At 49.9% G+C, this 12,894-nt stretch carries 13 protein-coding genes; 4 read left to right on the top strand and 9 right to left on the bottom strand.

The window, feature by feature from the left end:
* Nucleotides 1–56: 56 nt before the first annotated feature.
* From GQ52_RS07660 to GQ52_RS07650, 3 genes are all read left to right on the top strand, one after another.
* Nucleotides 57–2,000 carry an SMP-30/gluconolactonase/LRE family protein gene (locus GQ52_RS07660; protein WP_047516445.1) on the top strand — a complete coding sequence of 648 codons (1,944 nt, stop codon included), beginning with the start codon at nucleotides 57–59 and terminating at the stop codon, nucleotides 1,998–2,000.
* Between the two features lie 139 nt (nucleotides 2,001–2,139).
* Entirely contained in the window at nucleotides 2,140–2,427 is a 288-nt protein-coding gene (locus GQ52_RS07655) for a PsiF family protein (RefSeq protein WP_019883291.1), read from the top strand.
* Nucleotides 2,428–2,611: 184 nt separating this feature from the next.
* The gene (locus tag GQ52_RS07650) at nucleotides 2,612–4,192 is read left to right on the top strand and encodes a bifunctional diguanylate cyclase/phosphodiesterase (RefSeq protein WP_047516442.1); all 1,581 of its coding nucleotides are present in this window, start codon (nucleotides 2,612–2,614) and stop codon (nucleotides 4,190–4,192) included.
* Between the two features lie 51 nt (nucleotides 4,193–4,243).
* On the opposite strand, the gene cyoE is transcribed toward GQ52_RS07650, so the two are convergent.
* From cyoE to GQ52_RS07630, 4 genes are read right to left on the bottom strand one after another with little or no spacing between them, the layout of a single operon-like run.
* A complete protein-coding gene (cyoE, locus tag GQ52_RS07645) occupies nucleotides 4,244–5,140 on the bottom strand; it encodes a heme o synthase (RefSeq protein WP_024930708.1) in 897 nt (298 codons plus the stop codon).
* Between the two features lie 16 nt (nucleotides 5,141–5,156).
* Nucleotides 5,157–6,140: a heme A synthase gene (locus GQ52_RS07640; RefSeq protein ID WP_047516439.1), complete on the bottom strand. Its 984-nt coding sequence runs from the start codon at nucleotides 6,138–6,140 to the stop codon at nucleotides 5,157–5,159.
* A 3-nt stretch (nucleotides 6,141–6,143) separates the two neighbouring features.
* A complete protein-coding gene (locus GQ52_RS07635) occupies nucleotides 6,144–6,764 on the bottom strand; it encodes a hypothetical protein (RefSeq protein ID WP_047516436.1) in 621 nt (206 codons plus the stop codon).
* A gap of 2 nt (nucleotides 6,765–6,766) precedes the next feature.
* Complete coding sequence (locus GQ52_RS07630) at nucleotides 6,767–7,492, bottom strand: SURF1 family protein (RefSeq protein ID WP_047516433.1); 726 nt, start codon at nucleotides 7,490–7,492, stop codon at nucleotides 6,767–6,769.
* A gap of 49 nt (nucleotides 7,493–7,541) precedes the next feature.
* Here GQ52_RS07630 and GQ52_RS07625 point away from each other — a divergent pair, with 49 nt between their 5' ends.
* Complete coding sequence (locus tag GQ52_RS07625) at nucleotides 7,542–7,742, top strand: twin transmembrane helix small protein (protein WP_024930704.1); 201 nt, start codon at nucleotides 7,542–7,544, stop codon at nucleotides 7,740–7,742.
* A 50-nt stretch (nucleotides 7,743–7,792) separates the two neighbouring features.
* Here GQ52_RS07625 and GQ52_RS07620 read toward each other — a convergent pair whose 3' ends face one another.
* The 5 genes from GQ52_RS07620 to GQ52_RS07600 form a co-directional block, all read right to left on the bottom strand.
* Nucleotides 7,793–8,725, bottom strand: a complete 933-nt coding sequence (locus GQ52_RS07620; RefSeq protein WP_047516431.1) for a cytochrome c oxidase subunit 3 — start codon at nucleotides 8,723–8,725, stop codon at nucleotides 7,793–7,795.
* 45 nt (nucleotides 8,726–8,770) lie between these two features.
* The gene (locus GQ52_RS07615) at nucleotides 8,771–9,307 is read right to left on the bottom strand and encodes a cytochrome c oxidase assembly protein (RefSeq protein WP_019883302.1); all 537 of its coding nucleotides are present in this window, start codon (nucleotides 9,305–9,307) and stop codon (nucleotides 8,771–8,773) included.
* Between the two features lie 196 nt (nucleotides 9,308–9,503).
* Entirely contained in the window at nucleotides 9,504–11,099 is a 1,596-nt protein-coding gene (gene ctaD, locus GQ52_RS07610; RefSeq protein WP_047516428.1) for a cytochrome c oxidase subunit I, read from the bottom strand.
* 26 nt (nucleotides 11,100–11,125) lie between these two features.
* Nucleotides 11,126–12,292, bottom strand: coding sequence for a cytochrome c oxidase subunit II (coxB, locus tag GQ52_RS07605; protein WP_019883304.1), 1,167 nt, complete (start codon nucleotides 12,290–12,292; stop codon nucleotides 11,126–11,128).
* Nucleotides 12,293–12,312: 20 nt separating this feature from the next.
* Entirely contained in the window at nucleotides 12,313–12,774 is a 462-nt protein-coding gene (locus GQ52_RS07600) for a DUF2244 domain-containing protein (RefSeq protein ID WP_024930702.1), read from the bottom strand.
* Between the last annotated feature and the right edge of the window lie 120 nt (nucleotides 12,775–12,894).

The raw sequence follows: 12,894 nt of genomic DNA, 5'->3' as shown, positions 1-12,894 counted from the left end.
ACACTGGCCCTATTGCAGTTGGATTGATTGCAATACTTTTGGAGAAAGGGATACAAATGAAAAAGAATCCACTGATCACAGGCCTGGTCAGCGCCATGTTCGCCACACTGGCCACCTCTGCCTGGGCAGATATTAACGATGTGCGCGCAAATTTGAGCAAACTGCATGTGCCGGAAGGCTTTCATGTTGAAGTCTACGCAGAAGTTCCCGGTGCGCGCCAAATGGCGCTGGGCACCAACGGCAATGTCTACGTCGGCACACGCGGCAGCAAAGTATACGCCGTGGTCGATAAAAACAAGGACCATAAAGCCGACCAGGTCGTCACTATTCTGGATGACCTGAGTGTAGGCAATGGCGTGGCCATGGTTGATGGTCATTTATATGTCGCTGAGCAACATCGCATCACGCGTTATGCCGCACCCGATTTCGATTTAACCCTGCCATTCAAGGCCATGCGTGAAGTCATTTACGACAAGTTGCCAGACAAGGCACACCACGGCTGGCGCTACCTGGCGGCAGGCCCGGACAACAAGTTATATGTCACCTTGGGTGCACCATGCAATATTTGTGACCCGGTCGGCATTGAAGCCTCGATTATTCGCATGAATCCGGATGGCAGCCAGGTAGAAACCTTTGCCAAAGGTGTGCGTAACTCGGTAGGCATGGACTTTCAGCCAGGCACCAACACCCTGTTTTTCACCGACAATGGTGTGGACCTGTTAGGTGCCGATGTGCCACACGACGAACTGAACGCAGCGCCTAAAGCCGGTTTGCATTTTGGCTTTCCTTACTACGCCGGTGGCGATGCGCGTGACCCGAACTGGAAAAACAAAACGCCGCCAGCTGACGTGACCAAACCAGTCGCCGAATTCCAGGCACACACCGCCAACCTGGGCTTTAAGTTTTATACCGGCAAACAGTTTCCAGCCGAATATCAGGGCAATGCCGTGATTGCGCAGCATGGTTCCTGGAACCGTAAAGTACCCGTCGGCTACCAGTTGGTACGCGTGACATTTGACGCCCAGCAGCAGGTCAAGGAAACCAAACCGTTTATCGACGGCTGGCTGAGTGCTGAAGGCGAAGTATGGGGCCGCCCGAATGATGTGCTGCAACTACCGGATGGCTCTTTACTGGTATCGGATGACTACAATGGCGTGATTTACCGTGTCAGCTATGATGGTAAAACACACAGCGTAGCAGCATCCCCTGCCAGCGAAGCCAACACCTTGAGCGGTTTTGTCATGCCGGAGTCTGTATTTGCCACCCCGGAAGGCGTGACTTACGTCTCTGAAATTGGTGAATTTGGCAAATTGGGCGATGGCAAAATCACACGCATTGCCGCTGACGGTACACGTAGCACCCTGGCGGATGGCTTAAACGACCCGAAAGGCCTGGATCTGTTTAATGGCCAGCTGTATGTGGCCGACATGGATCGTGTGGTACGCATTGACGCGGCTAGCGGCGCCCAAACCGTGATTGCTGCGGCCAGCGCTTTCCCGCAAAAACCAGTGTTTTTAAATGACATTGAAATCGACGGCCTGGGCAATGTATATGTGTCAGACAGTGGCGATGACCACGGCAACGGTGCAGGCATCTTTAAGATTGCGCCAGATGGCAAATTGACGCAGGTGCTTAAAGCCAAAGCAGGCATCAAGCGCCCGAATGGTTTACTGATGGATGGCCCGGATCGTTTACTGGTGGCTGATTTTGGCACTGGCAAACTATTCAGCGTGCAAATCGGTAGCAAAAAAACCAGCGTCACCTTGTTGAATCAAGGCTTTGGCGGTGCAGATGGCCTGGTCAGAGATGCCAACGGCCTGCTGTATGTGAGCGACTGGGCAGGTGGTAATGTCTGGCAACTGACTGAACCCAAAGCAACGCCACAACGCATTATTCAGGGGTATCAGTCCGCAGCAGATATCAGCCTATCGGCAGATGGCAAATCACTGTTGATTCCTGACATGAAAGCGGGCACTTTACACACCGTGCCGATTCATTAATTGCTAGTCAAAGCCCGGTGTTTCACCGGGCTTTTTTATTCCCCCAACCGTTAATCTCTATGTCACAATGCCAGGCACAGGCCTGCTATCCAGCGGCCTGAATTCGAAAAATACTTATCTTTTTTGTTTGGAGACTTTCATGAATAAACTGGTGATTGCCTTGTTGTTGTCTTGCGTCTGTATCTCTGCCAATGCGGGCCCGCAGCAGGAAAAAATGAAAACCTGTAATGCCGACGCCAAAACCAAAGCACTTGCAGGCGATGAGCGCAAAGCCTTTATGAAAGAATGTTTATCTGCAGATGGTGCCAGTGCTGGCCTGACTGCACAGCAAAACAAAATGAAAACCTGTAATGCCGATGCAAAAACCAAAGCGCTCGCTGGTGATGAACGTAAAGCGTTTATGAAATCCTGCTTGTCAGCCAAATAATTTCAGCAACACACCTCAACCATCGCCTGTTGTCCTGCAACAGGCGATTTTTTATTATTTTTTCAAATCCGTTCTAAAGTTTCTTTATATTCAGCCGTTAATTGAGTTAGCCCTTGTTGTAGCCGCTAAAACTGGCTTGCAAATACAAGGCCTCAATTGTGCTCCAATACTGGGACAGAATGGTATGAATACCACTATTAAAAGACTGGCTGGCAAACTGATCCCCGCCGTTGCTGCGCTGACGCACCAAACAGCTGCGGCCGCGCCAGCCCCTCAGGCAACCACACATACCAGTACCTCGCTTAACCACATGATGGTGACCACCAGCATCACGGCCTTCTCTATCGTTTGCATATTACTGCTATATCAATTCTGGCGTTTCTATCAACGTGCGCAGCGCCGAGAAGCCGACATTCGCCAGCAACTCTGGCGGCAGGCCAATTACGATTACCTGACGCAACTGCCTAACCGCTACCTGCTGCAAAAATGCCTGGAAGAAGCGATTATTGATTGCCAGCAATCGCAGCAACAACTGGGCTTATTACTGATTGACCTGGATGGCTTTAAGGATGTGAATGATATTGCCGGTCATGCGGTGGGGGATCGTTTGCTGCAAAACGCAGCGTTGCGCATACAGTCTTGCGCGCGCAGTGGCAACACCACAGCCAAGCTGGGCGGGGACGAGTTTGTGGTGGTCATCCCCAAGCTTCGGGATATTCAGGTGTTACACGAGATTGGCGCCAAGATTGTAGAAACCATACGCTCACCGTTTTACATTGAAGATAACCAATACTTTGTCACCGCCAGCATCGGCATTGCCGTGTTCCCCGACCACAGCAGATCCGGCGAAGAATTAATGATGTTCGCCGATCAGGCACTTTACGCCGCCAAACGTGCTGGCAAAAATCAATATCAGTTCTTTACGCAAACCATGCAACGGGAAATACGCGACCGCATTTCGCTCACGCATGACTTGCGCTCAGCTGTCGCCAACGGTGAGCTACATTTGGTTTACCAACCCATTTATCGCCTGAGCGATTTATGCCTGATTAAAGCAGAAGCGTTAATCCGTTGGCAACACCCGACACGCGGCGCCATTCCGCCTGATGTATTTATTCCACTGGCAGAAGAGTCCGGCGTGATTATCGAAATTGGCAAATGGATTTTTGATGAGGTGCTCCATGACTTATCAGCGATTGACCTGTTACGCCTGCAAGGCACGCAAATCAGCCTCAACATTTCGCCCGTACAATTTGCGCATCCACAACACCTGATGGCCTTTATCAAGCGCCTGCAACGTTCCAACATCCCATGCGAACGCTTTTGTTTCGAGATTACTGAAGGCTTGTTACTGGAACCATCCAAAGTAACGCAAGACACCTTAAAGAACGTCAAGCACGCAGGCATCAAACTCTCGATAGACGACTTTGGCACCGGCTACTCTGCGCTCGGTTACCTCAAAAAATACCAGATCGACTACGTCAAAATTGATAAGTCATTTATTAAGAATCTGGAGGTCGATAATTATGACTTCATTCTGTGCCGGTCCATCATCCAGATGGCACATGAGTTGAATATCAAACTGATTGCGGAAGGCGTGGAGAATGCCCGCCAGGAGAGCATTCTCAAAGTGATTAACTGCGACTTTATCCAGGGATTTTTACATGGCAGACCCACCATGTTCAGCTCGCTGCTGGAGCAGGTCTACCAGCAGACTGCGCACCAGCGTGTGCATAGCCTGATGAATAATGACACCAAACATTAGGGCAGAAAAAAGGGTGCGCATATGCGCACCCTGGCGACATTCACGACCAGACTAGACCAGATAGTGATCCAGCAATAATGCCGCAAACATCAGGCTAAGATAAAGAATCGAATATTTAAAGGTTGTTTTAGCCAGTGCATCTGAATAGTGACGATATAAGCTCACCACATAATACATAAAAATGAGATTCAACACGGCCGCCGATGCCAGATACAACCAGCCACTCATGCCCAGGCCATAAGGCATCATAGAAACGACAACCAGAATGACGGTATACAGCACGATATGCAGCAAGGTGAACTGCTCGCCATGTGTGACCGGCAGCATGGGCATGCCGACTTTGGCATACTCTTCACGACGGTATAAGGCCAGCGCCCAGAAGTGCGGCGGCGTCCAGGCGAAAATAATCAGGAACATCACTAGGGATTCTGGAGACACAGTATTGTTCACTGCAGCCCAGCCCAAGATGGGGGGCATGGCACCGGAGGCCCCGCCAATCACAATATTCATCGGCGTGGCCGGTTTGAGGAACACGGTATAAATCACCGCATAACCGACAAAAGTCCCTAACGTTAACCACATGGTCAGCGGGTTGACCCAGTAATACAGAATGCTTAAGCCTATACCGCCGAGTACGCTGGCAAACAGCAGTGTTTCCATCTGTGACAGTTGACCGGTTGGCAAGGGCCGTGCACGGGTTCGCGCCATCATGGCATCAATTTTATGCTCGATGAGGCAGTTAAACGCCGCCGCTGCCCCCGATGCAAAGGCAATCCCCACCGTGGCGGCCAGCAATACCGAGAGCGGCACCATGCCTGGTGTCGCCATCAACATACCGATGATGGCGGTAAACACAATCAATGCCGTCACGCGCGGCTTGCATAGCGCATAAAAACTGCGCATCCCCATGCTGGCTGAGGCCAACTGTGTCATCCATGCTGCTTGCATACTGTTCCCCTATTTTTTATATGACATTTGATGATGTATTCAACAATCTGGCATTGATGGCTACCAGCCATACGCCCAATAACGCGGCCCCTGCGTTATGTAGCACCGCCAGTACCAACGGCAGTTGCAACAACAGGTTACCGACCCCAATCGCCACCTGGCACAGTACAATCGCCAGCAGCCCCCAAGCCAGGCCACGTGAAACAGGTCGTTGCAGCAAAAATCTCACGCTCACCAGCATCCAGCTCAGCACCACGAATGCACCCAAACGATGTATCCATTGAATGGCTGTCAGCGCATTCAGGTGCAACTGTCCGCCATCGCGACTTTCACCCAAAGCACGCGTGAGGTGAAATGCCTCGCCGATATCCATGTCCGGCCACCACAAGCCATGACAGGTCGGAAAATCAGTGCAGGCCAAGGCAGCATAATTACTACTGGTCCAGCCCCCCAACAGCACTTGCGCGATCCAGATCAACAACGCGAGGCGCAACCACCATTGCTGACTGCCTGGCAATGCAATGTCCTGCTTGCTGCCATGACGAAAAGCAATCCAGCTCAGCAAAGCCAGCGTCGTCATGCCGCCAAGCAAATGCAAGGTCACGATCACCGGCTTCAATAACAAGGTCACCGTCCACATCCCCAGCAAAGCCTGCAGCACAATCAGCACCACCAAACCGGCAGATAACTGCCAGGATGTTTGAATGGCATGCCGTTGACGATACGCCAACACAGCCAAAGCCACCACCAGCAAGCCCAAACTTCCTGCCAGGTAGCGATGCGCCATCTCCTTCCAGGCTTTGGCATGCACAACGGGCTTATCGGGATACGCCTGCTGTGCCGACTGGATTGCAGACTCACTCTGCGGCACCGTCAACGCACCATAACAGCCTGGCCAATCTGGACAGCCCAAACCGGCATCTGAGAGCCGCACATACGACCCCAGCACCACCACACAAAAAGCCACAATAGCAGCCAATACACTTAACGCTTTAAACATGTACTAGCCTGCCCAGGAAGCCTTTAACAATTTCACCAGATCCTTGCGGATCCACTTAGCCTCCATCTCGGGGCCATATTGCATCATGATATTGCCCAGCGGATCGATAAAATAAACGCGTTGTGCATCCAGTGTATTCTGGCCGCCACCACTCAGCATGCTGCCTAACGCAGTCACTTGCTCAGGCGCACCATTAATAATCAATAAATCAGGATAACGGGCACGAATGGTGCTGGTGTCAGCCTGATGCGTAATCAGCACGCGCTGCACACGTATCATGTCTTTGTATAACGAGACATAAATCTGCCGCATGTCGTACAAACGCTGCATGCAAGGCGCATCACACTCGCGTGCGATCAGGGCGATATTCCATTTATCCTGCCAGAATGCCGGCAATGCTTGCTGCTGGTCGCTCACCCAATGGGTTGTATGGGCCATAGAAACGGGTGGTTGAATTAATTGACCATAACTCTTGCCGGTAGGACGCCAGTCAAACTTGATCATCGCCACCACCACCAATAGCGGCACGGTAAAAAAGATCGCCAGCAACAAAAAAATCATGCGCCCTTTGCGCTGCTGCACAGGATCCAGCACCACTAAAGGATTCGTTTCTTCATGGGTCATATTCAAGCCCGTTTCTCCACCATTTGAGTCAATCCAATCACCAGGCTAGCCACAGCAAAACCAAACCACTGGTAAGCATAACTCAGGTGCTTTTCCACTTGCCCGGCAGGCACATCCCAATGCCGCACATACCCCTCACCAACCGCTGGGGCGAGTTTGAGGATCACATTCGGGAAAATATAAGGCACATGCTGACGTAAATAAGCAAAGTCGAGCACAGGCTGCACGGGTTGCCAGGCCTGGCCAGGTTTATCCAGCCTGAAACCGACTTTGGTTTGCTGCCAGAACAAGCCCTTAATCACTTGCTCAGCCTGCGTAGTGGAAATTTTTGGCGTTTGTTGATGATCAGCAAACCCGGCGATCCAGCCACGGTTTATCCAGATCACATGTTGTTGGTCATTGAGTAAGAAAGGCGTAATGACATGAAATCCGGCTTGGCCTTGCTCCACCTGATTATCAAGAAAAAAAGCATATTGGGGCAGGTAATGCCCTTTGAATTCAACGGTCTGCAAATGCAAAGTTTCGACTTTAGCCGGGGAGTCCAAGTCTTGCGCTTGCGGCCAAACCGCATCGCCATGATGCGTCAATGCGCGGGTAATTTCCTGCTTTTGTTCTGCCTTGTGCCATTGCCACAAGCCAAGCCGGACACAACCCCAGATTGCGACTACCATGACACACACCACCAGCCAGCGCACACGAACGACATAATTTCCCAAGGGTATTTGCATTTTCCAGCTTACAGCCCATAATGTGATCAACTTAACGCGAGATCACATCATGTTCATTAAAATTGTCACCATTTTGATACTGATTGTCATTGTGGGCAGCCTGTTTTCAGCCTTGCTGTTTTTGCTCAAAGACAAGAGTGGTTCCGATCGCACCGTGAAAGCCCTGACCATGCGTATCGGCTTATCCATTTTCCTGTTTCTGGCTTTGATTCTCGCAGCACATTTCGGCTACATAGGCCATACACTTTAACAATATTACGCTTGCTAAAAAGGGCGCTCAGTGCGCCCTTTCTTCATTCATCAGAGCATATAAACAAAGATATACAGGCCCAACCACACCACATCCACAAAGTGCCAGTACCAGGCCACACCTTCAAAGCCAAAGTGATGCTCAGGCGTAAAGTGACCTTTAATACTACGCAGCCAAATCACGATCAGCATCAGGGTACCAATCGTCACATGAAAGCCGTGAAACCCGGTCAACATAAAGAACGTCGCACCATAAGCCCCTGATTTCAGCGTCAAACCCATTTCTGTATAAGCATGATGGTATTCAGCTGCCTGACAGCACAGGAAAGTCACACCGAGCGCAATGGTCAAAAACAGACCAATAATCAATTGCTTGCGGTTATTCTTGATCAAGCCCCAATGCGCCCAGGTAATGGTTGCGCCAGAACTCAGCAGCAGCAAGGTGTTAATCAGCGGCAAACCACTCCATGACATCGGATGGAATGCAGGGTTGGGCTTATAAGCCTCGCCAAGCACCGTACCGCCAGGCCCTTGTGACGGCCAGGCACTTAAAAAGTCTTTATACGGTGTAATATCCGGCGCATAGGAGGCCAGATCAGGCACCGACAGCACCCGCATATAAAACAACGCGCCAAAGAAAGCCGCAAAAAAGGCAACCTCTGAACAGATAAAGACAATCATACCGATGCGGAAAGATTTATCTTCCCACTTTTTATATTGCCCGGTGATGCTCTCAGTAACCACCGTGCTCAGCCACTTGAACATCATGGTCAGGATAATCGCCAGACCCAGATACATCATGTATTTGCCCGGGGTTGCGAGGTAAGACAGCGCCGGATTCTTGATGGAGCCATCCAGGCGCGTATCCGAACCGGTAACATTAAAAACAAAACCACTGGCCATAGACAGTAAGCCGACGGAAATCAGCGCCGGATATATGCTGCCATGCGGGACAAAATAGTGATTTTCTGAATGACTAGCCATGCATTAACTCCCTATCCTTTAACTTATTGCTCATAATTATTGTGTTTACTGACTTGCCGGAAAAAACGAATACGACAAGGTCATTTCTTGTACATCTTTTGGCAAATCGGCACTGACAAAAAACCGCAGTGGCAACGCCTTTACTTCCCCAGGTTTGAGTGTCTGCCTGACAAAACAAAAACACTCAATCTTCTTCAAATGTGCCGATGCTTTGCCTGGCGTCACGCTTGGAATCGCCTGTCCGGCCACTTCCTCACTGGTAATATTTTTTGCTTCAAACATCACCGTGGTCACTTGGCCAGGATGCACAACCACACTGCTTTGCTTGGGGTAAAAATTCCACCCCAGGCCCGGCATCACCGATGACACAAATTGCACAGTGACTTCACGCTTCAAATCAACAACCGCTTTGCTTGCGCTCTCAGCCGTATTGTTTGTTTTGCCATTCAAGCCCGTGACCGAACAAATCACGTCGTATAACGGGACAAGTGCAAAAGCAAACAATAATGCACCGGCAATAATCCAGACTAATTTCAACGCCAATTTTTTATTGGCTGCTACCTGCGCTTGCTCTAATGCCATAACCGTTGCAAGCGCCGCTTACTTCCAAATCGTAAACATCGAAATCAGGTACCAGATAATGGCCACTGCGGCTAACAGCCAGGCAATTTTCCGATTATTTGACTGCTTGGGATCACTCAAAATACATCAACCTTTAAACAAGCCAATCAATCACAGACTGATTGGCTTTTGCTTCAAATTTACTTCCGCTTTGTCCTTACTTAACAACAGGCTGCTCAGTAAAACTGTGGTATGGCGGTGGTGAAGGCAATGTCCACTCTAGCCCTTGTGCACCCTCCCAAACCTGGTCCGTGGCTTTCTTGCCACCTTTGACACAGCTGAGAATAATGTACACAAACAGCAGTTGTGACAGGCCCAACACAAACGCGCCTACCGTAGAAATCATGTTGAACTCGGCAAACTGCAATGCGTAGTCAGGAATACGACGCGGCATCCCGGCTAGGCCAACAAAGAATTGCGGAATAAACGTCACGTTGAATGAAATGGCGGTTAACCAGAAGTGTGTTTTACCTAACTTCTCGTTATACATATGGCCGGTCATTTTTGGCAGCCAGTAGTACACGCCCGCCATAATACCCATGATGCCACCCGCAAACAGGGTGTAGTGGAAGTGCGCCACGACGAAGTAGCTGTTGTGGTATTGCGCATCCGCAGCCACGTCAGCCAGTACCAGGCCAGTCAAGCCACCGATACCAAACAGGATAATCCAGCCGACAGTAAACAACATGGGGGTTTCAAAGCTCATGGAGCCTTTCCACATGGTGCGGATCCAGCAGTAGAACAACACGGCCAGCGGCAGAGAAATCGCCATGGTGCTATACATAAAGTACAGCAGCGCAGGCACAGGCATACCAGCAGTAAAGAAGTGATGCGCCCATACAACGACAGCCAAAGCACCAATAGACCACAATGAATAGACTTGTGCTTTATAGCCATACATTGGTTTGCGGCTGAAAGTTTGCAGAATCTGAGGAATGAAACCCCACACCGGCAACAACAGAATATAAACCTCTGGGTGACCAAAGAACCAGAACAAATGCTGGAACATGATTGGGTCACCGCCACCGGCAGCATCAAAGAAGTGGGTACCAAAGTGACGGTCGGTCAGCAACATGGTTACTGCACCAGCCAACACTGGAATCGTCGCAATCAGCAAGAATGCTGTAATCAACCAGCCCCAGGCGAACATCGGCATTTTCATTAAAGTCATGCCAGGTGCGCGCATATTGTAAATCGTCACAATAATATTAATAGAACCTAATACTGACGAAATACCCAGCAAGTGCACGGCAAAAATAGCAAAGTCGACGCCAATCCCACCTTGCACAGACAATGGCGGATAAAAGGTCCAGCCAGTTGCCAATGCACCGTCACCAACGCCAAACAACGCCAACGTGAATGGCAGCGTTAACAGGATGGCTGAAGGTGGCAGAATCCAGAAGCCCCAGTTATTTAAGCGCGGCAAAGCCATATCAGGCGCGCCGATTTGCAAAGGCAGCATCCAGTTGGCGAAACCCGTCGCTGCAGGCATCAATGCCGCAAAAATCATGATCAGCGCATGTACGCCAATTAGCTGGTTAAAAAACTCAGGGTTCATTAATTGCAAACCCGGCTTGAACAGTTCGGCACGGATGCCTAAAATCATCGAACCGCCGACCAGAAACATCACCAGTGAAAAGGTTAAATACATGGTGCCGATATCTTTATGGTTGGTCGTCGTTAACCAGCGCATAATCCCGGTCGGATGGTCGTCGTGATGCTCATCATGATGTGCTACGGTTGTAGTACTCATAGTGCTCTCCTAAAATCGCTCAAATATTATTCGCGTGCAGCTTTAACTTGCGCTGGCTGCACCAGTGCATCCACAGCCGCCGTATTACCCAGCGCATTGCGCTCGTAGGTAATCACTGCAGCAATTTCCGTATCGTTCAATGTGGCCTTCCAGGCAGGCATCACGCCTTTACCATTCAGCACACGGTCCAGATGACTGTCTTTTTGATATTTGCCATCTGCGCCAAAAATCGGGCCGGTGGCGATTTTGCTGCCGGTGAGTGCCGGGAAAGCCGGAGGCAACCCTGCACCCGTCACCTGATGGCATACCGCACAGTTTTTCTCGTAGACCACTTTACCCTGAGCGACCAGTTCGTCTTTGGTCATTTCTTTGACATCATTCGCGGCTTTTTGCTCATCCTGTTTTTTGTTCGCCCATTGCGCGAACTCCTCTTTGGACACTGCATTCACCACCACCGGCATATAACCATGGCCTTTACCGCACAGCTCTTTACATTGGCCACGATACACGCCCGCCTTTTCAACCTGCACCCAGGTTTCACGGATAAAGCCAGGCACAGCCACACGTGAAGAACCAAACTGCGGCACCCACCAGTTGTGTAACACGTCAGAAGCCGTCATCAGAATGCGTACTTTTTCGCCAACCGGCAGTACCAGCGGGTTATCCACTTCCAGAAGGTAATGCTCACCCTTATCGGCTTCGTTATGCATTTGGTCATTGCTGGTAGCCAGGTTGCTCACGAACTTGATGCCTTTGGCATCGCCATCCAAGTATTCATATTGCCAGCGCCACTGTGAACCGGTGATCTTAATCACCATGGTCGACTGGTCACGTGTATCTTCCATCATCACCACACTGTGGTAAGCCGGAATTCCCATGATGACAAAGTCAATCAGCAGCAAAATCGCAAATGGAATCAGCGTCCAGAAAATTTCAACCGCAGTTGAAGGCGCCTTATCGGCCACAGGTTTGTAGCCCTTGCTGTGACGGTGAGTCACAATGGAGTAAATCATAATAGCCAGCACTGCCACAAAGATGACGGCAGTAATCAGCATAAATTTGTTGTGTACGTGTAAGGTATCCAAAGCCATCGGCGTGACCGGCTCTGGAAAATTCCAGGTGAAGTCAGCACGTGCACTTAAAGACAAGAACAATGCAAACGCACCAACCCCGAGTTTCTTCATCCCTTGCATCTAATCGCTCCAAAATCCAGTTATTTAGTTTTCAGAAGTACCCGCTTGAGATGAGACGCCACTTGTTCGCGTTGCGCGTTGTCCATGGTATCTCGACCAAACTCAACCTCTTGATGATGGGACCCAATCCACAGTGACGTTTTACCGTTCTCACCTTCCCTGAGCGTTATCCGGGTCCAATAGGATTGAAAGCGAACGTGTTTTATTTCTCCCAACACACTTTGCTCGATTTCAACCTGATCCTGAACGAAAGTAATTTTTTCGTAATCACTGCTGTGACGCAATACCACCACAAACGCCAGAACCACCAACACTAATTCCAAGCCAGCAAACGGCAACACCATCCAGGCACCTACATGCAAAAAAGCTAAAGCAATCAGCCCCGAAAACACCACCAGACTCAATAACAACTTGCATACACTTTCTGTAGAAGCGGATGCATTCGGCCTTGTGATGCATTGTGTTTCGCAAATAGATAACATGCTTGCCAACCCAAATTTAGCCTGTAGCAACTAAATTACGTTTAGTTACAAATTTGTTACATGTTGTAAATTAGCACAAGACCAACTTAGTGACAAGACAAAAAATCGGGATTACCCCTG

The organism is Methylophilus sp. Q8 (assembly GCF_000800115.1).
Lineage (GTDB): Bacteria > Pseudomonadota > Gammaproteobacteria > Burkholderiales > Methylophilaceae > Methylophilus.
Note: the sequence above shows the minus strand (reverse complement) of the source record. Positions and strands in the feature narration are given on the sequence as shown.

Excerpts from the sequence above, each read along its gene's own strand:
- GQ52_RS07660 (WP_047516445.1), top strand. The coding sequence starts at position 57 with ATGAAAAAGAATCCACTGATCACAGGCCTGGTCAGCGCCATGTTCGCC.
- GQ52_RS07655 (WP_019883291.1), top strand. The coding sequence starts at position 2,140 with ATGAATAAACTGGTGATTGCCTTGTTGTTGTCTTGCGTCTGTATCTCT.
- GQ52_RS07650 (WP_047516442.1), top strand. The coding sequence starts at position 2,612 with ATGAATACCACTATTAAAAGACTGGCTGGCAAACTGATCCCCGCCGTT.
- cyoE (WP_024930708.1), bottom strand. The coding sequence starts at position 5,140 with ATGCAAGCAGCATGGATGACACAGTTGGCCTCAGCCAGCATGGGGATG.
- GQ52_RS07640 (WP_047516439.1), bottom strand. The coding sequence starts at position 6,140 with ATGTTTAAAGCGTTAAGTGTATTGGCTGCTATTGTGGCTTTTTGTGTG.
- GQ52_RS07635 (WP_047516436.1), bottom strand. The coding sequence starts at position 6,764 with ATGACCCATGAAGAAACGAATCCTTTAGTGGTGCTGGATCCTGTGCAG.
- GQ52_RS07630 (WP_047516433.1), bottom strand. The coding sequence starts at position 7,492 with ATGCAAATACCCTTGGGAAATTATGTCGTTCGTGTGCGCTGGCTGGTG.
- GQ52_RS07625 (WP_024930704.1), top strand. The coding sequence starts at position 7,542 with ATGTTCATTAAAATTGTCACCATTTTGATACTGATTGTCATTGTGGGC.
- GQ52_RS07620 (WP_047516431.1), bottom strand. The coding sequence starts at position 8,725 with ATGGCTAGTCATTCAGAAAATCACTATTTTGTCCCGCATGGCAGCATA.
- GQ52_RS07615 (WP_019883302.1), bottom strand. The coding sequence starts at position 9,307 with ATGGCATTAGAGCAAGCGCAGGTAGCAGCCAATAAAAAATTGGCGTTG.
- ctaD (WP_047516428.1), bottom strand. The coding sequence starts at position 11,099 with ATGAGTACTACAACCGTAGCACATCATGATGAGCATCACGACGACCAT.
- coxB (WP_019883304.1), bottom strand. The coding sequence starts at position 12,292 with ATGCAAGGGATGAAGAAACTCGGGGTTGGTGCGTTTGCATTGTTCTTG.
- GQ52_RS07600 (WP_024930702.1), bottom strand. The coding sequence starts at position 12,774 with ATGTTATCTATTTGCGAAACACAATGCATCACAAGGCCGAATGCATCC.